Below are 21,169 nucleotides of genomic sequence, written 5' to 3'. Positions count from 1 at the left end.
GCGATCCGGTATGATAGAAGCCTAATCTTCGCAGAATCGTGGTGCAGCTTGAATAGACTTCGCGGATTTATCGCCTCCTACCACCCTATCGTTTTCTCGCTGCTGTTCGGTCATATGATCTCGCGCATCGCCACCTCCATGAGCATGCCGTTCCTCGCGCTGTATCTGGCCGCGCATACCGACATGGGCCCGAGCGGGATCGGCTTCATCGTCGGCGCTGGCGCGCTGGCCGCGACGTTCGGCGGCTTCCTCGGCGGCGCGCTGTCCGACCGGTACAGCCGGCGGCTGGTCATGTTCACCTCGCTGTTCGTATGGAGCGGGGTGTTCGTCGGCTTCGCGCTGACAGATTCGCCGCTCGTTCTGCTCCTGCTCAGCCTGATGAACGGCTTGTGCCGCTCCTGGTTCGAACCGGTGTCCCAGGTGCTCATGGCCGACCTCACGCCCAAGGACCGCCGGATGAAAGTATTCTCCATGCGCTACCTGATGGCGAACGTCGGCGTGGCGATCGGTCCCGTGCTCGGCGTCTGGCTCGGTCTCGGCAACGGCGGTCTTGCTTTTATCATCACGGGCGCCATTTATTTCGTTTACGCTGTCACGCTCTACATGATGATGATCGCCTTCGGCATCAAGGATATCGAGGAGGGCAAGCCGGCGGCCAAGGCGACGATCGCCGATGCGGGGCGCGTCGTCGCGCGGGACGGCGCGCTGCAGATGTTCCTGCTGGGCGGGATCGTCGTCGGCATCGGGTACAGCCAGCTGTTCGGCAACATGGCGCCTCATCTCGAGCGCGTGTTCGGCCATGGCGACCGCATGTTCGGCTACCTGCTGACGATCAACGCGATTACCGTCATCGCGCTCCAGATCCCGCTCGGCTGGCTGGCGGACAAGCGTCCGCCGCTGTTCGCGATCCATGCGGGCAACCTGTTCTTCGCGGTCGGCCTCGCGGGCATCGGCTATGCCGAGACGTTCGCGCTGCAGGTCGTCGCGATGATCCTGTTCACCGTCGGCGAGATCCTGAATTATCCGGCGGCCACGATGCTGCTGGACAAGCTGGCTCCGGAGCGGCTGCGAGGCGCTTATTACGGCGCGCAGACGTTCACCAATCTCGGCCAGTTCATCGGGCCCTGGGCAGGCGGCTGGATTCTCGGCGAGTACGGCGGCAAGACGATGTTCGCGGCGATGGCGGTCGTCGTGCTGCTGTCCTCGTTCATCTACTGGGCGGGGAGCCGCCCGGGACGCCGAGCGCCCGCCGCGGGCAAGAGCAGCGCGCTGTAGCGGTAGGCGGCGGGGAGGCACGGGGCGTTCCCGATGAACAAACCCGCGACTCTCCGCTCCCTCTCTTCGCGCCATCTCTCTGCGTGCGTTCTCTAGCGAATCGTGTTAAAATGCAGGCCATGCGCGACTAGTTCCGCAACATTTGGAGGTGCCTTGCCTTGACGGCGATTCGAACATTTGCCTTTATCGGCTCCTACGCGGACGCGGACGGACCCGGGCTGTATGCCTGCGCATACGATGCGCGGACCGGGAGCCTGACGCTGCTCGACCAGGCCGACGGATTGCAGAATCCGACGTTCCTCGACATCGACGAGGAGAGCCGGATGATTTATTCGCTCACGGAAGGCAAAGACGCGGAGGGCAAGCGCTGCGGCGCTGTCGCGACGTATCTCTTCGACCCCGCCTCCGGGAAGCTGCTGCGGCAGGGCGAGGCGAATACGATTCCGGCGACGGCCTGCCACGTCGCGCTGGACCGGACGAGCCGGCTCGCGTTGACCGCAAGCTATCACGGCGGGCTGTTCGGCGTATCCGCTATTGAGGACGAAGGACGCGTCGGTCGGACGCTCGAGATTCATCGGCACGAGGGCGCGAGCGCGCTGCCCGTGCAGAGCCAGGCGCGGGTGCATTCGGTCATCGCGGACCGGGACAACCGCTATGCCGCCGTCTCCGATCTCGGACTCGACAAGGTATTCCTGTACAAGCTGGACGCGGCGAACCGCAGCCTGACGCGTCACAGCGAGACGGACGTCGCGCCCGGCTCCGGACCGCGCCACTTCGCGTTCCACCCCAACCTGCCGTTCGGCTACGGGATCAACGAATTGAACAGCACCATCACCGTGTACGCGTACGATGCGGACGACGGCAAGCTGGAGGTCGTCCAGACGGTCTCGACGCTGCCCGACGACTTCGAGGGGGACAATGCCTGCGCGGATATCCACCTGTCTCCGGACGGCAGGTTCCTGTACGGCTCCAATCGCGGTCACGACAGCCTCGCCGTGTACGGCGTCGGCCAGGAGAGCGGACTGCTCGCGCCGGTCGAATACGCGCCGACGCTCGGCGGGCATCCCCGCAACTTCGCCGTCTCCCCGGACGGCCGGTTCGTGCTCGTCGCCAACCGCGACGGCCACCATATCGTGACCTTCGGCCGCGACGCCGACACCGGCAAGCTCCTGCCGACCGGCAGCGAGCTGCGCGTGTCCAAGCCGGTGTGCGTGCGCTTCGCGGCGTTCGCCGTAGAATAGCGGAACGAGCGGCGCCTGCCGGATCCCTTGCCTTGGAGAGACGGCATCGCGCGGGCGGTTCGGCGATCCGGAGGCCGGATCCGGCCGGTTTCCCAGCTTCAGGCAGCCTCTTTTTTACGATCAGACGTTCTGGTCTTCCGCCCGTCGTGCTATAATCGGAATTATGAATACGATGACGAGCCACGATCGATTTTTCGAACGCAAGCGCCGGGAAGCCGGCGTCCAACTGAACGGAGTCCAGAAGCAGGCGGTCCTTCATACCGAGGGGCCGCTTCTTCTGCTGGCGTCCCCCGGCTCTGGCAAGACGACGACGCTGATGATGCGGACGGGGTATCTCATCGCGGAGCGGGGCGTGAACCCCGCGCGCATCAAGGCGGTCACGTTCAGCCGGGCTTCGGCGCGGGACATGTCGGAGCGGTTCGCGGCGCTGTTCCCCGAGCTTGCAGGCGCGCGCGTCGGCTTCTCCACCATCCACAGCTTCGCCTTCGAGGTGGTGCGCGCCTATTACCGGGCGAGGGGCGAAGCCTACCAGCTGATCGAGGGCGAGATCGAGCAGGAGCAAGAGGACGAGCTGCGCGCGGCCGACCTGCCGGTGCTGCACAAGAAGCCGATCCTCCGCCAGCTCTACCGGACGATGACGGGCGGCGGGAGCCTGACCGAGGACCAGATGGAGGACCTGACGACTTATATCAGCTATATCAAAAATAAAATGCTGCCCGAGAACCGCTGGAGCGAGGCCAAATGCGAGCTGAAGGACGCGGACAAGCTGCTCCGCGCCTACGAGCGCTACAAGCGGGAGGGGACCGACCGGCTGCTGCTGGACTTCGACGACATGCTGACGGTCTGCCATCTCGCGCTGTCGGAGGACCCGCGCCTGCTGCGCCGTTACCAGCAGCGGTACGACTACCTCATGACCGACGAGAGCCAGGACACCTCGCTGGTCCAGTTCGGCATCGTCGGCCTGCTGGCCGCCGCGCACGGCAACCTGTGCGTGGTCGCCGACGACGATCAGAGCATTTACGGCTGGCGCGGGGCGGAGCCGGGGTACTTGCTCGACTTCAGGTCGCACTACCCGAAGGCCGAGCTGCTGAAGATGGAGCGCAACTACCGGTCCGCGCCCGAGATCGTACAGACGGCGGCGCGCTTCATCCGGCGCAACAAAAACCGCTACGACAAGGCGATGTACACGCAAAATCCGGCCGGCGGCCGCGTCTCCCTGCGCATGCTCGCCGACTACAAGGCGCAGGCCAAGTACGTGACGACGGCGCTGGCGGGGACGCCGACCGGCGTGACGACGGCCGTTCTTTACAGGAACCATACGTCCGCCCTCGTCCTCGTGAACGCGCTCGACCGCGCCGGCATCGCCTTCAACCTGAAGGACGGGGACAAGCGCTTCTTTTCGCACTGGGTGGTCGAGGACGTGCTCAACTTCATGCGGATGGCGTATACGGACCGCCGCCCCGACCTGCTGGAGAAGATCTACCCGAAGCTCGCCGGCTACATCACGCGGGAGCAGATGAGCGCGCTGCTGCGCATCGGCCCCGGGGCGTCGTCCGTGTTCGACACGCTGATCGAGCGGGTGCCGCTCAAGGAATATCAGGTCAAGCAGCTGCGGGAAAACAAAGACACGTTCGGCCGGATGCAGGCGATGAGCGCGCGGCAGGCGATCCGCACGATCCGCTATAACCTCGGCTACGAGCGGGCGATCGAGCGGCTGTGCGAGCGGTTCGGCTTCCGGCAGGAGATGCTGCTCGGCGTGCTGAACACGCTCGAGGACATCGCCGACGGCCTCGAGTCGATGACCGACTTCGCCGAGCGGCTCAAGTATCTGGAGACGCTGCTACGCAGCGCCAAGTCCCGCAGCCGCGATCCGGACGCGGTTACGCTCTCGACCTTTCACAGCGCCAAGGGGCTGGAGTTCGACCGCGTGTACATGATCGATCTCGCGGAGGGCGTCATCCCCTCCAACGACGACATCAAGAAGTACGACAAGGGCGACGCCGCCGACATGGAGGAGGCCGTGCGCCTGTTCTACGTGGGAATGACGCGGGCGAAGCGGCAGCTGGAGCTGGTCGCGTACCAGAAGAAGGACGGCGCCGCCGTGAAGGAGTCGCGGTTCATGACGGCGGTCCGCAGCTTCGGGGCGGCGGAACGCGATGCGGACGCGGGCGCGATCGCGCGTCCCGCGACGTTCGTTGCCCGGCCTGCCGAGGCATCTTGGGAGGGCGAGCTGCCCGGCTACCTGAAGGCCGGCACGCGCGTGTCGCATCGGACGTTCGGGCCGGGCATCGTGCTGTCGGCCGACGCGGAGGCGATCCGCGTGTCGTTCGCCGAAGGGGACAAGAAGCTGCTCACGCAGGTATGCCTGGAGATGGGGCTGCTAAAGCCGGCCAAGAAGCGGGTTACATGACGCGGAGCACATGACACGGGGTCATGACGGACCGTGACCGGAGTCACGCAGAATCCATGACCGAAGCCGCGATAGAGTGACTGAAGGCGCCGTCCGATTCGACTATGATAGGGGGAGAGCGAGAAGGAGGAACAACCGTGCCCCGTTATTCGAACAAGCCGCTTGCCGAGAGGTTGGGCCTGAAGCCCTTCCAACGCCTATATTTTGAAGACGCGCCGCTCCTCTATCTGGATGCGCTCGGGCCGTCGCCCGCGGGCATTCGGTTCCTGGAGAAGCCGGACGGCCCGATCGACTTCATCCACCTGTTCGTCCGGGAGCGGCATACGCTGGAGGCGCGGCTGCCGCTCCTGGCGAAGCAGCTGTCGCCGCGAGGGATGCTATGGGTGTCCTGGCCCGGCAGGCAGTCGGACGTTACCGGCATGGACGGGGACGCCGTGCGGGAGATCGGGGCGGCTTGGGGACTCTCCGGCGTCAAGACTTGCGAGATCGACGACAGATGGATCGGCTGCAAGCTGGTGTACCGGAAAAGGGGGCGTCCCCGCGCGGCCGGGTTCGCTTCCGCGACGCTTGCGCCGCCGAACGGCAGGGCCGAGCGCAGGGAGGCTGTGCTGGCAACCGCGATGCGCTAAGGATCGGGCGGCGGTTGTCGCTCGCGACAGGAACATCGAAGCCCCGGCGTACGGGGCTTTTTTGGCATATGCGTACGCGAGGAGCGAATTGGAAGCGGCGCGCATCGCCGCGTTCATTGTGCTGAACCTCCGGTTCGGAGTAAAATGGGTGTACTTGCAGATACATAGGAGGCTTTTTTTTCATGCGTATTGGGGCAATCGAAGCGGGCGGCACGAAGTTCGTCTGCGGCATCGGCAATGAGCGGGGCACGATCGAAGAGCGGGTGAGCTTCCCGACCGAGCATCCGGAGAAGACGCTCGCGCAGGTGTTCGAATACTTCAAGGACAAGGCGGTGGAGTCGATCGGCATCGGCTCCTTCGGCCCGATCAATATCGACCAATCCAGCCCCGCCTACGGATACGTGACGACGACGCCCAAGCCGGGCTGGTCGGGCTATCCGTTCCTGCCGGCGATGAAGCAGCAGTTCGACGTGCCGATGGGCTGGGATACGGACGTCAACGCGGCGGCGCTCGGCGAAGCGACCTGGGGCGCCGCGGCGGGACTCGACAGCTGCGTCTACTATACGATCGGCACGGGCGTCGGCGTCGGCGTCTACGCCGAGGGCAAGCTCGTGCACGGTCTCGTGCATCCGGAGGGCGGGCACGTGCTGGTACGTCGTCATCCGGACGACGAATACCAGGGCTTCTGTCCGTACCACGGCGATTGCCTGGAGGGACTCGCCGCGGGGCCTGCGCTCCAGGGCAGATGGAAGGTGCCGGGCAGCGAGCTGCCGCCGGACCACCCCGCCTGGGCGATGGAGGCCTATTATCTGGGCCAGGCGGTGGCGAACGCGGTGCTGATGCTGTCGCCCAAGCGCGTCATCCTCGGCGGCGGCGTGATGCATCAGCCGCAGCTGTTCCCGCTCGTGCGCGCGGAGGTGATCAAGGCGCTCAACGGTTATGTCAGCTCTGACGCGCTGGCCGCCGGCATCGATACGTACATCGTGCCGCCGGGCCTCGGCGACAACGCCGGCCTGACCGGCGCGCTGGCGCTGGGCCTGCGCGCGCTGGGCCGCTAAGGGAGCGGCGCGCATGGACACGGCGCCCCGGTCTGTCGGCGCCGAGCCTGCGGAGCTGCCCGGCAGCGTCGCCGCACCGGCTGAGCGGCCGGACGGCGCGCGCGGCAGGCGCATCGTGCGCATCGGCGCGATTCTGCTCGCGTTTGTCGCCGCGCTATCTCTGCTGGCCTTCCTTATGCTGCGCACGGACGGGGGCGGCGCAGGGCTTCATGCCAAGCCGATCGCGCATCCGCCCTCGCGCTACGCGTACGGCGCGGCTACGGCCGCGAACGGCATGAAGCTGCATTACTTGCGGACGGCGCCATCCAACGTGACGCTGACCGTCGTGCGCGACAACGTCGCGCTAGCGCCGTACTACGGCATCAACGGCGGATTTTTCTACGACGGCTCGCTGCTAAGCATGGCGGTCGTCGACGGCGCGCCGGTCGCCGGCGACGGCAGCCCGTCGGGCGGCTTCGGCTCGGGAGCCGAGAACGTGAAGTACGCCCGGGGCACCCTGGTATGGGACCGCAAGACCGAACGGCTCAGCGTGCAGGTCGCGAGCAAGGCGGAGGAGCTCGACGTCGCGGACCGTGCGGCTTACTGGGCGCAGGGCGGAATCTCCATGAGCCTGGGCAGCGATCCGACCTGGCGCGCGCAGGCGGTCGCCGAGCACGCCCCGTTCATGGACGAGCCCAGGCTGCGCTCGGGCGCCGTCTACGACGAAGACGGCCGGTTGTACCTCGTCGTCAGCTCGAACCGCGGGACGCTGGACGACTTTCGGAGCGCGATCCTCGAGGCGATTGGAGGCGAAGGCCGGCCTCGTTTGGCGGACGGCATTTTCCTGGACGGAGACGGGTCCTCGCAGCTTCGCGGCCGGGAAGCCTCTCTGACGGGAGACGGCCGGCCCGTCGTCCAGATGCTATCGCTGCTCGAGTGACGGGGGGTTGCGGGCGGACCCGTAAATGGGTACAGGATCTAAGGAACGAAGCGGCACTCGCGGAGCATCCAATCATCGCACTTTATAGGGAGGCTATTATGTCGGAATCATTCGCACCGTTATTCGTCGGATCGTATCAGTCGGCTAACGAAGAAGGCATCCACATCCTGCGGTTCGACGCCGAATCCGGCGGGCTGTCGAAGATCGGCGGCGTCTCCGGCATCGAGAATCCCTCGTTCCTCGTCTATCATGAGCCGGCCGGCGTGCTGTACGCGGTCGGCGAGACGGACGAGGACGGCGCCGTCGTCGCTTATGCGTACGACGCGTCCGCGCATACGTTGACCGAGATCAACCGCCAGCCTTCGCAGGGCGGCGCGCCGTGCCATCTGTCGGTCGACCCGACGGGCAGTTGGCTCGCGCTGGCGAACTACGCGGGCGGCAACCTCAGCCTCTACCCGATCGGGGAAGGAGGGGCGCTCGGCCAGCCCGTGCAGTCCGTCGCGCATGAAGGCGGCAGCGTCAATCCGGAGCGCCAGGAAGGGCCGCATCCGCACGCCATTTATCCGGTGCCCGGCACCTCCTACTTCCTCTCCTGCGATCTGGGCACGGATAAGATCTACACATACCGCCTGGACACGGCCGGCAGTCGCCTGGCGCTCGCATTGGAGACGAACGTGACGCCGGGCTCGGGGCCTCGCCATCTGGCGCTGCATCCGACGCAGCCGTACGTCTACCTCATCGACGAGCTGATGAACAGGATCACCGCGTTCAAGCTGGACGCGGCGGAGGGGACACTCGAGCCGCTGCAGACGGTCTCCGCGCTGCCGGAGGCTTATGGCGGGGAGAGCAGCTGCGCCGAGATCGCGGTGTCGCCGGACGGCCTGTACCTATACGGCTCCAACCGCGGCCACGACAGCATCGTCTCCTTCCGCATCGGCGCGGACGGCGGCCTGTCGCTGATCGGCCATACCCCGAGCGGCGGTCATTCGCCGCGTCACTTCCAAGTGCTGCCGGGCGGCCGCTGGCTGCTCGCGGCTCACCAGAACTCGGACAACGTCGCCGTCTTGCGCATCGACGAAGACGGGTTCCCGCAGCCGACGGACAGCGAGTACAAGATGGCGAAGCCCGTCTGCGTCATTTTGGGCTGAACCGTCGCAGGCAACCGTAAAAGGCGATTCCGAAGGCCGAGGCCTTCGGAATCGCCTTTTTAAATGGAAATGCTTGCCTTACTGCGGCACGACGACCAGCGTCGCGGAGCGCGCCGCTAGGCGGAGGCTCAGCTTGCCGTCCTCGCCGATCGCCTTCGCGCCAGCCGCGGAGAGCCGGGTACCGGCGTCGAAGCGGTACAGCTCGGCCGAGCCTGAGCCATGGGCTTCGCCGAGGCCGACGTTGACTTCGCGGGTGACGGTGTCCTTGTTGAACAGCAGCACGTAAAGCTTGCCGTCGGAGCCGTCGATGGCGTAGGAGCCTACGGCGTCCGGCAGGCTCGATACGGCGCGTACCGAGTCGCCGCAAATTTGGGAGCCGTTGCCGTCGTAATCGAGGTACAGCTTGAACGCGTCCTCGAGCGCCGTGCCCGCCGGCAGCGTGCCGAAGCGGGTGGCGAGGTCGAGCCCCTCGCGGCCGAAGATCGCGAGCGCCTCGGCCTGCGCGATGCCCGAGCTGATGCCGTTACCGTTGCCGAAGTTATACTCGGTCAGCGCGAGCTTGGTGCCCGGCAGCCTGCTGTCGATGATCTCCTTCATGCGAGGGATGAGCCGGATCGGCTCCTGGATCCACGAGTCGTCCACGTAGTCCGGATCGTACAGCGCCTTGAGCCCCTGGAATCTGCGCTTGACCGTGCCGGGGCCTTCGTCCGCGTCCGGCACGCCTGCCGATTGCGAGTAGTAGTGGATATCCAGATAGTCGACCAGCCGCAATCCGTTATGCGCGTCCGCGTAGTCGGCGACCTGCTGGAGGTACCACTCCAGGAACGGCGTATTGCCGTGCGCCGCGCGGTCCGGACCTTCGGCGCAGACGTCCGCGGAAGAGTAGAAGTACGCGCACCAGCCCCAGGACGTCGGACCGAACACCTTGGCCGCAGGATCCTTGGCCTTGATCGCCGCGCCGTATTCCTGCGTGAAGTCCCAGATCTCGTCGTAGGTCGGCGCAGCCGGATGAACGTCGCGGTGCGTCGAGTTCCAGATCTCCGGTTCATTGTCCAGCGCGTAATAGTTCACGCTCTCGCCGGTGTCCTTGATATGCTGCATCCAGTCGGTCACGAACGACGGACCGATCGGCTTGGAGGTGTCCGCCGGATCGTTGCCGGTGACGTAGGAGCCATCCTTCTTCACGCCGTTGCCGGCGTCCTTGACGTCGTCCGCGACGCTCTCCTGGGCGCCGTACTTCTTCACGGAGAAGCCGTAGCGGATCTCGCGGTCCTTCGGCGTCCAGCCGATCGTCGGGACGGTCAGCAGCACCTTGCCGCCCTGATCGTTCACGCTTGAGATGAGCTGGTCCGTCACGGAGCTGCCCGGCTCCTGGCGCGGATCGTTTTCATAAGGATAATTGATGTAGTACCAGTCGTTCGCGCGGTTGGCCACGTTGAGCTGCCAGTTGTAGCGCGTCGTATTGTTGCCGCCCCAGCGCTGTACGGGGAACGGCAGCGTCGACTGCGTCGGGTGCATGTCGTCGTAGTTGATGCCGTAGATCTCGGGATTGATGGGCTTGCGGTCCGCCGTCGTGTCGACGTCGACGGTCAGTTGCGGGAGCTGCGGCTCGGGCAGCTCGCCTGCATGCAGGTTGCGCAGCAGAGACACGTCGTCGATGTAGACGACGCCCTGGTCCCGGTCGGTAGCCGCTTGGAAAATAAGGCCGTCGAAGCTGCCCGCGGACAAGCCGAGGTCCGCCATGCTGACCGTCACTTCGGTCCATTGTCCGGCAGGCAGGCCGCCTTCGGGCAGGTAGTCGTTCAGGTCGATCGCGCCGATGCCGGCGTCGCCGTCGTACGCATGGACGAGAAGCTGCTGCCCGCCGGCCGCGCCGCCGTGGATCCAGAATCGCAGCCCGTAGTACTGCTCGATGTCGAACTTGCCGTCATGCGACAGCCAGACGCCGTCCCAGCCGCTCGGGTCGAACTTGATCGCCGCGGTGCCGCCGTGAACCTGCTCCGCGTTCGCCAGGTCTTTGTCGTGCCAGCTGTAGTTGCGGTAGCCGTCCGCCAGCGCGTCGCCGTAGACCGGCTCGGCGGCGACTTCCGTCACCTGCACGTACGCTTCGGTCGAGAACGTCTTGTACGTCGCCGTGACCTTGGCGATACCCGGCGCGAGGCCCGTGACGGCACCGCCGTTCACCTGCAGCACGTCCGGACGGTCGACGGTCCAGGTCACGCCTTCCGTCATCGTCTTGGTGTCGCCTCCGGCATAATAGGCCTCTGCCGCAAGCATATTGCTCTCGCCCGGGAGCAGCACGCTGCGCGGCTTGTCGATACGAAGCTCCGCGATCTGCGCCGAGGCGACGAACTTCTTGAGCAGCGCGATGTCGTCGATATAAGCGGCGGGCTGGATGCCGTCCGTCGCGCCCTGCAGCAGGATGCCGTCGAAGATGGCGCCCGGCAGCTTGAGGTCCGCGAGGTTGATCTCGACCTCGCTCCACGTCCCGGCCGCGATGCCGCCAGGCACGAGCGCGTCCAGGTCCAGATCCGCCACCGGCGCGCCGCCCTGCGTCAGCTTCAGGCTGAATTGTTGGCCGCCCGTCTCGCCGCCGTTCACCCACAGGCGCAGCCTGTCATAGGTTCTGGCGTTAACCGGGAAGCCGCTGTACAGGTACAAGCCCTTGTCTCCGTCCGGCTCGAGCCGGATCGACGACTGTCCGGTATGGACGGTGTCCGTCTCGGCCAAGTCGTGCGCGATCCCGCTGTAGTCCGCGAAGTCGCCGCTCAGCGCGTCCGCATAGACGTAGTCGCCGTCGATCTCCTCAATCGGGCCGACCGGCGCGCCTTCGACGACCGTAACGTCGATCTGCGCCTCGAAGCCTTCGTAGGAAGCGCGAAGCGCCGTCGTTCCGGGCCGCAGACCGGATACGAGGCCGTTCGCTACCGTGGCGACGGTGGCGTCGTCGGTCGACCATGCGACCCCGGCGGTCACGGGGACGGACGACCCGTCCGAGCGCACCGCGTTCAGTCCGGCAGGACGAAGGCCGCCCTCGCGAAGCGTCAACACATTTTGCGAAAAGACGATTCCCGTTACCTCTGCTTCGCTCGGATCCTCCTCGCCCGGACCGCCTTCGCCAGGCTCCTCGCCCGGACCGGCGCCTTCGCCTTCGAAGCGCATGTCGTCCAGGTAGAACGGCTGCTGCTCGCCCGCGCCCCAGATCCAGATGCCGTCGATGATGCCGGACACGCCATAGTCCGACAGCTTCACCGATGCCTTCGTCCACATACCGCCCGGTACGCCGGCCGGCAGCAGCTCCGCGGACGGAATCTCGGCGACCGCCTGCCCGCCCAGCGAGAATACGAGCTTGAACGCCTGGCCGCCGGCCTCGCCGCCGTTCACCCAGAAGCTGAACCGGCCGTACTCGTCCGCGCTCATGATGCGGTCCTTATAGAAGTAAAGCGCCTGACCGTCCCCCGCGTCCAGCTTGATCGAATGCGCGCCTGCGTGCACGATGCCCGCCTCCGCCAGATCCGATTGCGCCCAGCCGTAGTCGGCGAACTCCGCGGACAGCGCGTCGTCGTAGACCGTCAGCGTGCGCTCCGTGTCTCCGTAAGTTTTGGCCGGACCGACTGCCAACTGCCCGAGCAGCAGGGTCGAGGCCAGGACCGCCATTAGCGGCCTGCGCCAGGACGGCCCCGTTTTTGTCGTTTCCATCGTTATTCCTTCTCCTCCCGAATGCCAAATATATGGATTCCGTTCCAGCTTAAAAAAAGGGGCCGTAATCCCGCCAGTGACGGTCTGTCACCACTATTCGTCATGGCGGTCACATGACATGGACCGTTAGGCCTATGACGCGGCGCAATCGGTCATGCATCGGTCACTGCTTTGCCCGCGGCTATATCCTGTCAGCCGGGACGTCTGCTAGAATCAGGGTGAGAACGGGGCGCTTAACGAGAGAACGGGGGCATACATCATGGTCCGAATCGTCATCGCGGACGATCAGCGGCTGATGCGCGAGGGCTTGCAGACCATTCTGCAGCTGGAGGACGACATGGAAGTCGTCACCACGGCGGAGAACGGGCGGGAGGCTTACGAGGCGACAGGCATCTACCGGCCGCACATCGTGCTGATGGACATCAAGATGCCCGTTATGGACGGCATCGAGTCGATGAAGCTGATCAAGAGCGAATATCCGAAGACCATCGTGCTTATTCTCACGACGTTCGCGGAGGACAAATATATCGTAGGCGCCATGGCGGGCGGCGCCGACGGATTCTTGCTCAAGGACATCGCGGCGGAGCGCGTCGTCCAGACGGTGCGGGAGGCGATGGAGGGCGAGCTCCTCCTGCCCCCGGTCATCGCGGCCAAGCTGGCGTCGAGGCTGACGGCGACCGACACGTACGACTTCGACGAGGCGAAGCTGCACAAGATGGGCCTCTTTTTCACCGAGCGCGAACGCAGGATTATTCTGCTTCTGATCGAGGGCTATTCGAACAAGCAGATCGCCGTCACGCTGTTCATGAGCGAAGGCACCGTCCGTAACTATGTCAGCGTCATCTACGGCAAGATCGGAACCAACGACCGGCGCGCTGCCGTCGGCATCATGAAGGAGCTGCTGCAGAGTGACTACCGCTGAACGCAAGCTTCCTTTTGGGCTGAAGGCATTCCTTTTATGCGCGCTTGTGCTGCTGGCGCTTTTCGTGCCGCTATTCCTCAAAGGCTCCCACGCGGAGTCAGAGGGCTCGGTACTGGCATCTTACCGGGGAAATTGGCTGGTGCGATGGGGGGATGGAGACGCCCTTGGCAAGGAGGGGTGGCAAGCGCTGGATTCGGAGCAGCTGGCGCGCTTTTCCGCTTACAAGGGCGTCGTCTGGCTGCGGCGCGACATGCCCAAGATGCTGACCGCCGATCCGCACGTAATGCTGCTGTATGGTCGTTCGTACGAGGTGTACGAGGACGGCAGGCTTAGGCTCAGCTACAATATGACCGATCCGGATCCTTACGTGAACCATTATATCCCGGCGAGAATCGCGAAGCTGACGCACGGCGACCAGCCCCGGAGCCTTGCCTTCAAGTTATTATGGAACAAGAACGCCATGCCGACGGATTGGCACATCGTCGGCGACCGCCGCATGCTGGACCGGCTGGTTGTCCAGAACGACTGGGTGCCCGCGGTGTTCGGCGTGCTGCTGACCGCCGCATCGGCCGTCTCTCTGCTCGTATTCCTGCGGAGAAGGTCGGAGACCTTGTATGTCTGGTTCGCCGTGATCACCGGCTGCGCGGGCATCGGCTTCTTTTCCATGCTGATGTCCCTGCGCCTTTTTCTGGATCTGCCCGTCGCGCACTTTCAATATTTCAGGGATCTGCTCATTCCGCTCGGCATCCTGGGCTTCGTCCGATTTTACGGCAGGGCGCTTCGCGGCTTGTACAGCCGACTGTATCGGGCGCTGTCCGCCGGCGTATTGATCTACGCCGTGTTCGTCGGCTGCTTGTCGTTCGCGGACAGCCATCTCTATGAGTTGGCGATTTTCGAGTGGTCCATGCTGCTCGTGCTGCCTATTTTTATTCTGATGACCTACTCGCTTGTCCGCAGCAGGCATATGCTGGCGATGAAGGACGCGGAGGAGTTCAGGTGGCTGTCGACCGGGTTCGGCGCGCTGACGGTCGGCATGTCCTGCTACTACTTCTCCGCGAATTCCTTGCGTCTATTCGGTACGAGCCTGGAGGGGGAAATCCCCACTTGGCTGTATTACGGGCTTACGTTCGCGTTGGAAATCGGTCTGCTCATCTTCGTCGTATGCCTGCTGATGGTCGTTCTCGGGCGTTTTTCCGGCGTCTACCGGGACCTGCAGCGGGGCGCCGCGGAGTTGGAGGCCGCCAACCGAGAGCTGGAGGCGCTGTCTCGGCTCAAAGACGATTTCTTAAGCCATACCTCTCACGAGCTGCGCACGCCGCTTCACGGCATCGCAGGACTTGCCGATGCGCTGCTGGACGGCGCTGCCGGACCGGTAGGCGGAGAGATGGAGCGTAATCTAATGCTCGTTCGCAGCAGCGCTGACAGGTTGCTGCATCTGGTGAACGACATTCTGGACATGGACAGGCTCAGGCACGGCGACATCAAGCTGAAGCTGACGGCGGTGGACGCATTAGGCGCCTGCGAGACGGTCGCGGCCGCTCTGGCACCCTTGGCCAAGCGAAAAGGATTGCTGCTCTCGGTCGAACGCGCCGACGATGGCCGGCCAGCAGGCAGGCTAACGGTCAAGGCCGATTCGGGCCGGCTGGAGCAGATCCTCTACAACCTGATCGGCAATGCCATTCGCTATACCGAGTCCGGCTCCGTCCGGGTATCCGTGGCCCGCCAAGACGAGGGCGTCCGGATCGCCGTCGCGGACAGCGGCCCGGGCATTCCGACGGACCGCCTGTCTGCGCTATTCGAGCCGTTCGCGACCGCTTCATCCGATTATGGCGGTGGAATGGGGCTCGGACTGCCTATCACGAACCGCATGGTCCGGCTGCACGGCGGCGAGCTCGCGATCGACTCGGCTCCAGGGCGCGGGACGACGCTGTCTTTCGTGCTGCCGTTGGCGCGCGGAGAAGTAGTAACTGGATCCGGCGCGGCGGCTGGCGGCACGGAGGGTGTCGAGGGTGTCGAAGGTGTCGAGGGCGCCGACGACGAATCCGCCGCTATCGGGCGGCAGGTGCTTCCCGTTCTGCCGGAGCAGCTGCACCGGTACGGAGAACTCCAAGCAGACGCAGAAGCTGAAGGCCAGTCGTGGATGCCTGGCCTCGAACGTCGTCAGCCGCTGATCCTGATGGCCGATGACGAGCCGGTGAATCTGGAGGTGCTGCGGCATTATCTGCGGCGCAGCGGATACAGGCTGATCGAAGCCGCCAACGGTACGGACGCCGCGGCGCTGCTGGAGCGGGGGGAGAAGCCTGACCTGCTGCTATTGGATGCGATGATGCCCGGCAAGACCGGCTACGAAGTGTGCCGCATCGCGCGCGAGCGGTGGTCCGCGAGCGAGCTGCCGATCATCCTGTTATCCGCGCAGAACCGGCTGGACCGCCTGACGCTTGGCTTCGATTCGGGCGCGAACGACTATCTGACCAAGCCGTTCTCCCAGGGCGAGCTGCTCGCGAGAGTAGATATTCAGCTCAAGCTCGCGCAGTTCCATCATTCGCTCGAGGAGCTTGTCCGCAAACGGACGGAGGAGCTCGAGGCAGCAAACCGGCACCTCGCCGGATCGGTCCGGGAGACGGCGGAGGCGTTGGCCGAAGTGTCGGTGCTGGAGGAACGCAACCGGATCGCGCACGACATGCATGATCTGGTCGGACATTCGCTGACGGCGGCCATCGTGCAGATCGAAGCGGCCAAGAAGCTCGCGGACCGCGACCTTCCGCGTTCCGTGGAGCGGATGAATGCAGCGGGCGAGATGATCCGCAAAGGCTTGAACGACGTCCGGCGGACGGTCCGAATGTTGAAAGACGACGAAGCGGGCTTCGATCTGCCCGAAGCGCTGCGCGAGCTGATCCGGGATAGCGCGGGCCAGGCGGACGTATTGTTCGAATACCGCCCCGTTCCGCTGCCGCCGATGGGGGCTTTGGCGCAGAAGGTCGTCTACCACGCGCTGATGGAGGGAATCACCAATGGCCTCCGTCACGGCCGGTGCAGCCGCTTCCGCTTTTCGCTCGCCGAACAGGGCGGCTGGCTGCGGTTCGAGCTTGTCAGCGACGGCGAGCCTTACGGCGCCGCTAAGCCGGGCTTCGGGCTCAGCGCCATGATGGAGCGCGTCCATCTGCTGAGCGGCACCGTATCCATCGGCGAGGCCGAGTCCGGCGTCGGCTGCAGGCTGGTCATCCTGCTGCCGCTGGATGAGACCGCCGCGCGCAGATCGGAGCTGTCCGTCTGAGCAAGTCGGCATACGCTGAGCCGGACAACCGCAAGGTAGACTCGCATCAAGCGAATCCACCTTGTTTAATCGAAACAAATTCCAATATGTGGATGACTGTACTAGGCTAACTACTCTTCATCCCGTTTTAACGATATCCCCTTCAGTCAGGAAAGTTCTCGAATCAAAACTCGTACAATCATGAATTTTAGATAGTCTGAAGGCTTCGATTTAATATCGATCGCTCGAACCTACCCCGTCCGCCGATGGCTGAGCGCCGGACGCCGGAATGCCCAGGGAATCGGCCGGACACCGGAGCGGGCACCGACCAAACTCCGATAGGTGATGGTCTCCGTCGTTCCGCAGCAAGCGATGAGTTCGGCGAGCATGTCATTGCGGAATAAGCGGCGGAAGCAGAATTCGTTCAGGTAGGCCTGAAGATGCTTGGGGCCGATCCCGCCGAACGTCCAGGTCAACCACTGTACGGCCTCCCGCCAGGCCATATGCGGTGCCTTCCGCCCGCGGCGGCCGCGCGCAAGATGCTCCACGTTGCCGGTTGCTTCCCCGCCAGCGACGTGTTTTTGTACAAAACGCTCCACGGCTTCCTCGCCGTCCGTCACTCCGCGCCTTGCCCGACCGTCGCCTTCCGGCCCGTCGACGGCCTTCATTTTCAAATGGACAATATCGCCGGCTCCGTCCAAAGAAGCGCCGATGACGACGGGCTGTGGCTTCAGTGCCTCCTGAATGATCGGGCTGCCGAGATAGCGGTGGTACTCATAGCCGTAATATTCGCCGAGCAGCTGCAGGTCGCCATCCAGCGGCCGTTCGCGATCCCAGGCTCCGATGGCATGGCGGAGCTTGTGATTCATCAGCCAGGCGGTCTTATACGTAACCCCAATGAGCTCGGCCAGCAGGCGGGCGCTAATGCCGATCTGCATCAAAAACATCGCCTGAAACCACTTGGTCAACGGCGTACGCGAGCCCTCGAGCACCGTGCCGGCCGTAAGCGAGGTCTGATGAGAGCAAGAGCGGCACTCCATCAGCGGGCGCCTGCGCGTCGACACATCGTAATATTGCGTATGCGCGCAGCGGGGACAGCGGAAGCCGTGCGGCCACTTGGCGGCAAACAGCGCTTGCTCGCAATCTTCCTTATTGAAGTCGGGCACAGAATCCCGAATCGAGAAGCGATTGGGCATAACGATCCCTCCGAACAGAACGTTTGTTCTCATTATAGCAGATTTTGGGTTCTTGTGCACGACTTTTATATGAAAATCGAGGGGGGAGGAGGCGAGGCAATCTGGTGGCCGGCGTTCTTGTTCCTGATCGAAGGGGATTTTGTTAAAACGGGCGAAAGAGGTGTATGGGGAGGTTCATATGTATAAATATGGAAGCTCAACGGCAGGGCGCAAACCAACTGGACAATCAAAAGGCGGGCGGTCACAACTTGACCGACCCGCCGTTTGTCCCATTTATAATCTCATAATTGCGGCAACGCCGGTGAGGAGGCAGCATCCGACTGGCTGGCTTGCCCGCGTGATCTGACTAATGAACTTGAATCGCTGTCACGAGCGTCATCCTGAGCCCCCGTGCCATGCTGCCCGCCGGGACCGCCCGTCTCTGAAGCATCGCCGGATTCGGTGCCACAGGCGGCGCCTGCGATCGAGCCGTGCAGGACGACCGGCCGGCTAAGCTCGGCACGCTGCTCCTCCAACTGGCTCAATTCGCGGCGGAGCCGCTGCATCTCGGCCTCGCGCTGCCGAATTTGCAGCACGACGGCTTTAATCCGCTCTTCGAGCTCCCGGACGTCCTCGGACTCGACGATGGCGGCCTCGAGGTCGCAGCCGAAACTGTCGGCAGCCCAAAGATCCGCCGCGATGCGCCCCTCCGCCAGGTAATGTTCCTTGTACAGCTCGAATATCGCATTGATCGCCCTGCGGCTGTCCCATCCGAGGATGCGCACCCCGCTCTTGGCATGCTCGGCGGCCATCGCCAGATGGAATTCCTTGAGCGGCCCTCTCGCGGCCTCCGCCTTGTCGAGAAGCGCCGCAAAAGCGGGATAAATCAATCTGAACAATTCGGCCGCTTCCTGAAGATCGAGTTCTTCCGTGCCGGCAGCTTCCGTCATGTCATCCCAACCTTTACACTCGAATTCCTCCTATCCTACCAAAGATCGGGCGCGGTTTCGAGTTTCTCAGGAAATGTTAATCTGCGGGATGCCGGCGCCTGCTATGGACGTATCGTCACCCGCGTACCGATCGGGACGATGCGCGATAGCGCAACGACGTCTTCGTTGTGCATCCGGATGCATCCGTGCGACACGAGATGACCGATCGAGGCCGGATCGTTCGTGCCGTGAATGCCGTAGTGCGGCTTGGACAACCCCATCCAGAACGCGCCGAACGGTCCGCCGGGATGCGCCTGCTTGTTGATGATGCGAAAATCTCCCGTCGGCGTCTGCGTCACCATCCGGCCGATGCCGACCGGGTACCCGTTGACGACCGTATTCTCTTCCAGCAGGTATAACATACGGTCCGACAGATCGACGATGATTCGGTATGCCATGACCAATCCCCCTTCGCATAGCAGCATATGCCGCCCGCACGAACATCGTCCGGATCGGAATGCAGGAAAGCCGCGATGGAGGGGATGGTATTCGTGCAAACAAAAAGCCGTCCCTGCCGGACGGCCTTCCGCATTAATCTGGATATTTCCGCTCGCTCGAAGAGTCGTCCTTGCTGTCGGACTTGTCCGCTTCGTCCCGGTTCTCGATGCCGACGTCCTCCACGGGGATCGCATCGACGTTGCGTTCGCTGAGGAAGCTGTCGAACAAGCTTTTCTTGTCCGTCGGATATTGCTCGGGATGATCGCGCTCGCCCTGCGGGCCGGCGCCCTTCTCGTCCAGATCCGGCGGCCGCTCGAATTCGTTCATGCGAATCTCCTCCTTTGCGTATGCGGACATTTCCCCTTCGCCCGCCGGATTGAAACAAAGGAGAGTATGATGCGCAAAGAAGAGCAGCCCTTCTATAGGCGCTCGGCTACAAGCGTTGAAGCGGCTTTTTCGCCGGACCGTTCAGCACCTCGCCGGAAAACGTAAACCGCGAGCCGTGGCACGGGCAGTCCCAGGTACGGTCGCCCGCGTTCCATTCCGTTTCGCAGCCCATGTGCGTGCAGGTCGTGTCCACCTTATGCAGCTTGCCCTCGTGGTCGCGGTACGCGCCGCAGCGCCGGCCGTGGATACGGACCGCGGCGCCTTCGTCGAGCCCCAGTTCCTCGGGGTCTTTTCTCAACCACTCCAGCTTGCCCTTGACGAAGTGGTAGGCGACGTCCGCCGTCTCCTTCGCCAGCGTGCCCACGTCCGGACTCGCATGGAACCGCGACGGGCCGAACAGCTCCTTGTACGGATTATCGCGTTCTAGCAGCGTATCCGCCAGCAGTCTAGCCGCGAGCGCGCTCGTCGTCATGCCCCACTTGCGGTAACCTGTCGCGACGAGCAGGTTGGGCGTGCCCTCGCGCGCGAGTCCGATATACGGCATCTTGTCGAGCGTCACGAGATCGTGCGTCGACCAGCGATAGCGAATCTCGTCCACGCCGAAGGCATCCTCCGCGAATCGCTTGAGCGCTTCATAATGCTCGATCGTGCAATCGCTCTGTCCGGTCTTGTGCGACTCGCCGCCGATCAGGAGCAGTTGCTCGCCGTTGTAGGTCACGGCGCGTACCGAACGCTTGGGTTCGTCCGCGTTGATATACATGCCCCCCGGATAGTCGTAGGGCGACTTGACCGCGATGACGTACGAAGTCTCGGCGTGCAGCCGGGCAAAGTAGAAGCCGTTGTCGAAGAACGGGAAATGCGAGCAGGACGCCACGGCGTCGCAGGTCACGGTATCGCCGTCCTTGGTGGTCAACTTGGCGGGCTCGCCATCGTGAAATTTGTCCACGGTCGTCTCCTCGAAGATCTCCCCGCCCATCCGCACGATCTCGCTGGCGAGAAAAGCCGCGTAAGGCACCGGATGGAACCTGGCCTGGCGCTTCATAGATAGGGCCGCTATAGCGCCGAACGGCAGCGACAGCGTATCGTAGCGCTCGCCCTCGATGCCGAGCTTCCGATAAGCCTCGTATTCCTTCTCGAGCTTGTGCAGCCCTTGTTCGCCCGTCGCGTACACGACGGCATCCTCGTCGACGAAGTCGCAGGCGATGCCTTGTCCCGCGACCAGAATGCGCATGAACGAGAGCGCGCCTGCATTGGCCTCGTAGTACATCCGGGCCTTATCCTCGCCAAAATTCGAGATCAGCTCGTCATAGATCAGGTCATGCTGCGCCGTGATTTTGGCGGTCGTATAGCCCGTCGTGCCGCTCAGCAGGCGGTCCGCCGTCAGCAGCGCGACGCGGCGGCCCTCCTTGGCCAGCAGATAGGCGGTCGTGAGCCCCGTGATGCCGCCGCCGACGACGGCGAACTCGGTCTCAAGGTTCTGCGTCAGCTTCGGGAAAACGGGAAGCTCCGCGGTCCGGCGCCAATAAGATTCGGGATATTCAGGCAGCTGCATGGCGAATTCCTCCTCGGGTGGTGCGTTTTATCCTCATCATTTCTTTTTAACCGAAAAAAGATACGATGCCCCAA

Annotated in this window: 15 protein-coding genes; 9 read left to right on the top strand and 6 right to left on the bottom strand. The window is 63.9% G+C overall.

Annotated features, from left to right (window positions below; genetic code table 11):
* Positions 1–48 precede the first annotated feature (48 nt).
* The 7 genes from PQG80_RS20315 to PQG80_RS20285 all read left to right on the top strand — a co-directional run bounded on the left by PQG80_RS20315 (position 49) and on the right by PQG80_RS20285 (position 8,680).
* Complete coding sequence (locus PQG80_RS20315) at positions 49–1,275, top strand: MDR family MFS transporter (RefSeq protein WP_271753347.1); 1,227 nt, start codon at positions 49–51, stop codon at positions 1,273–1,275.
* Between the two features lie 158 nt (positions 1,276–1,433).
* A complete protein-coding gene (locus PQG80_RS20310) occupies positions 1,434–2,516 on the top strand; it encodes a lactonase family protein (protein ID WP_271753345.1) in 1,083 nt (360 codons plus the stop codon).
* Between the two features lie 172 nt (positions 2,517–2,688).
* Positions 2,689–4,926, top strand: a complete 2,238-nt coding sequence (locus PQG80_RS20305) for an ATP-dependent helicase (protein ID WP_271753344.1) — start codon at positions 2,689–2,691, stop codon at positions 4,924–4,926.
* A 137-nt stretch (positions 4,927–5,063) separates the two neighbouring features.
* On the top strand, positions 5,064–5,555 hold the full coding sequence (locus PQG80_RS20300; RefSeq protein WP_271753343.1) for a hypothetical protein: 492 nt from the start codon (positions 5,064–5,066) through the stop codon (positions 5,553–5,555).
* A 182-nt stretch (positions 5,556–5,737) separates the two neighbouring features.
* Entirely contained in the window at positions 5,738–6,613 is an 876-nt protein-coding gene (locus PQG80_RS20295) for an ROK family protein (RefSeq protein WP_271753342.1), read from the top strand.
* A 13-nt stretch (positions 6,614–6,626) separates the two neighbouring features.
* Positions 6,627–7,532, top strand: coding sequence for a hypothetical protein (locus tag PQG80_RS20290; protein WP_271753341.1), 906 nt, complete (start codon positions 6,627–6,629; stop codon positions 7,530–7,532).
* A gap of 98 nt (positions 7,533–7,630) precedes the next feature.
* A complete protein-coding gene (locus PQG80_RS20285) occupies positions 7,631–8,680 on the top strand; it encodes a lactonase family protein (RefSeq protein ID WP_271753339.1) in 1,050 nt (349 codons plus the stop codon).
* A 78-nt stretch (positions 8,681–8,758) separates the two neighbouring features.
* On the opposite strand, the gene PQG80_RS20280 is transcribed toward PQG80_RS20285, so the two are convergent.
* On the bottom strand, positions 8,759–12,379 hold the full coding sequence (locus tag PQG80_RS20280) for a glycoside hydrolase family 44 protein (protein ID WP_271753337.1): 3,621 nt from the start codon (positions 12,377–12,379) through the stop codon (positions 8,759–8,761).
* Between the two features lie 259 nt (positions 12,380–12,638).
* Between PQG80_RS20280 and PQG80_RS20275 the strand changes: the two genes are divergently transcribed.
* Together PQG80_RS20275 and PQG80_RS20270 are read left to right on the top strand one after the other, a co-directional pair.
* The gene (locus PQG80_RS20275; RefSeq protein ID WP_271753336.1) at positions 12,639–13,301 is read left to right on the top strand and encodes a response regulator transcription factor; all 663 of its coding nucleotides are present in this window, start codon (positions 12,639–12,641) and stop codon (positions 13,299–13,301) included.
* Positions 13,288–16,575: an ATP-binding protein gene (locus tag PQG80_RS20270; RefSeq protein ID WP_271753334.1), complete on the top strand. Its 3,288-nt coding sequence runs from the start codon at positions 13,288–13,290 to the stop codon at positions 16,573–16,575. Before PQG80_RS20275 ends, PQG80_RS20270 begins: the two co-directional genes overlap by 14 nt.
* Before the next feature lie 230 nt (positions 16,576–16,805).
* Here the strand turns inward: PQG80_RS20270 and PQG80_RS20265 are convergent, their stop codons facing one another.
* The 5 genes from PQG80_RS20265 to PQG80_RS20245 form a co-directional block, all read right to left on the bottom strand.
* Complete coding sequence (locus PQG80_RS20265) at positions 16,806–17,750, bottom strand: transposase (protein WP_271753333.1); 945 nt, start codon at positions 17,748–17,750, stop codon at positions 16,806–16,808.
* A gap of 281 nt (positions 17,751–18,031) precedes the next feature.
* On the bottom strand, positions 18,032–18,679 hold the full coding sequence (locus tag PQG80_RS20260) for a hypothetical protein (RefSeq protein WP_271753332.1): 648 nt from the start codon (positions 18,677–18,679) through the stop codon (positions 18,032–18,034).
* A gap of 101 nt (positions 18,680–18,780) precedes the next feature.
* Complete coding sequence (locus PQG80_RS20255; RefSeq protein ID WP_271753331.1) at positions 18,781–19,116, bottom strand: L,D-transpeptidase; 336 nt, start codon at positions 19,114–19,116, stop codon at positions 18,781–18,783.
* Between the two features lie 133 nt (positions 19,117–19,249).
* Entirely contained in the window at positions 19,250–19,483 is a 234-nt protein-coding gene (locus PQG80_RS20250) for a hypothetical protein (RefSeq protein ID WP_271753330.1), read from the bottom strand.
* Between the two features lie 106 nt (positions 19,484–19,589).
* A complete protein-coding gene (locus tag PQG80_RS20245; protein ID WP_271753329.1) occupies positions 19,590–21,095 on the bottom strand; it encodes an FAD-dependent oxidoreductase in 1,506 nt (501 codons plus the stop codon).
* Positions 21,096–21,169 lie beyond the last annotated feature (74 nt).

It is taken from the genome of Cohnella rhizoplanae (assembly GCF_948329515.1).
Lineage (GTDB): Bacteria > Bacillota > Bacilli > Paenibacillales > Paenibacillaceae > Cohnella > Cohnella rhizoplanae.
The sequence above is the reverse complement of the archived record's forward strand: the minus strand, read 5'-3'. Positions and strand labels throughout refer to the sequence as shown.

What these genes read in the sequence shown, in the direction of transcription:
- PQG80_RS20255 (WP_271753331.1), bottom strand. Translation starts at nt 19,116, where the DNA reads ATGGCATACCGAATCATCGTCGATCTGTCGGACCGTATGTTATACCTG.
- PQG80_RS20295 (WP_271753342.1), top strand. Translation starts at nt 5,738, where the DNA reads ATGCGTATTGGGGCAATCGAAGCGGGCGGCACGAAGTTCGTCTGCGGC.
- PQG80_RS20250 (WP_271753330.1), bottom strand. Translation starts at nt 19,483, where the DNA reads ATGAACGAATTCGAGCGGCCGCCGGATCTGGACGAGAAGGGCGCCGGC.
- PQG80_RS20245 (WP_271753329.1), bottom strand. Translation starts at nt 21,095, where the DNA reads ATGCAGCTGCCTGAATATCCCGAATCTTATTGGCGCCGGACCGCGGAG.
- PQG80_RS20265 (WP_271753333.1), bottom strand. Translation starts at nt 17,750, where the DNA reads ATGCCCAATCGCTTCTCGATTCGGGATTCTGTGCCCGACTTCAATAAG.
- PQG80_RS20280 (WP_271753337.1), bottom strand. Translation starts at nt 12,379, where the DNA reads ATGGAAACGACAAAAACGGGGCCGTCCTGGCGCAGGCCGCTAATGGCG.
- PQG80_RS20305 (WP_271753344.1), top strand. Translation starts at nt 2,689, where the DNA reads ATGACGAGCCACGATCGATTTTTCGAACGCAAGCGCCGGGAAGCCGGC.
- PQG80_RS20275 (WP_271753336.1), top strand. Translation starts at nt 12,639, where the DNA reads ATGGTCCGAATCGTCATCGCGGACGATCAGCGGCTGATGCGCGAGGGC.
- PQG80_RS20285 (WP_271753339.1), top strand. Translation starts at nt 7,631, where the DNA reads ATGTCGGAATCATTCGCACCGTTATTCGTCGGATCGTATCAGTCGGCT.
- PQG80_RS20260 (WP_271753332.1), bottom strand. Translation starts at nt 18,679, where the DNA reads ATGACGGAAGCTGCCGGCACGGAAGAACTCGATCTTCAGGAAGCGGCC.
- PQG80_RS20290 (WP_271753341.1), top strand. Translation starts at nt 6,627, where the DNA reads ATGGACACGGCGCCCCGGTCTGTCGGCGCCGAGCCTGCGGAGCTGCCC.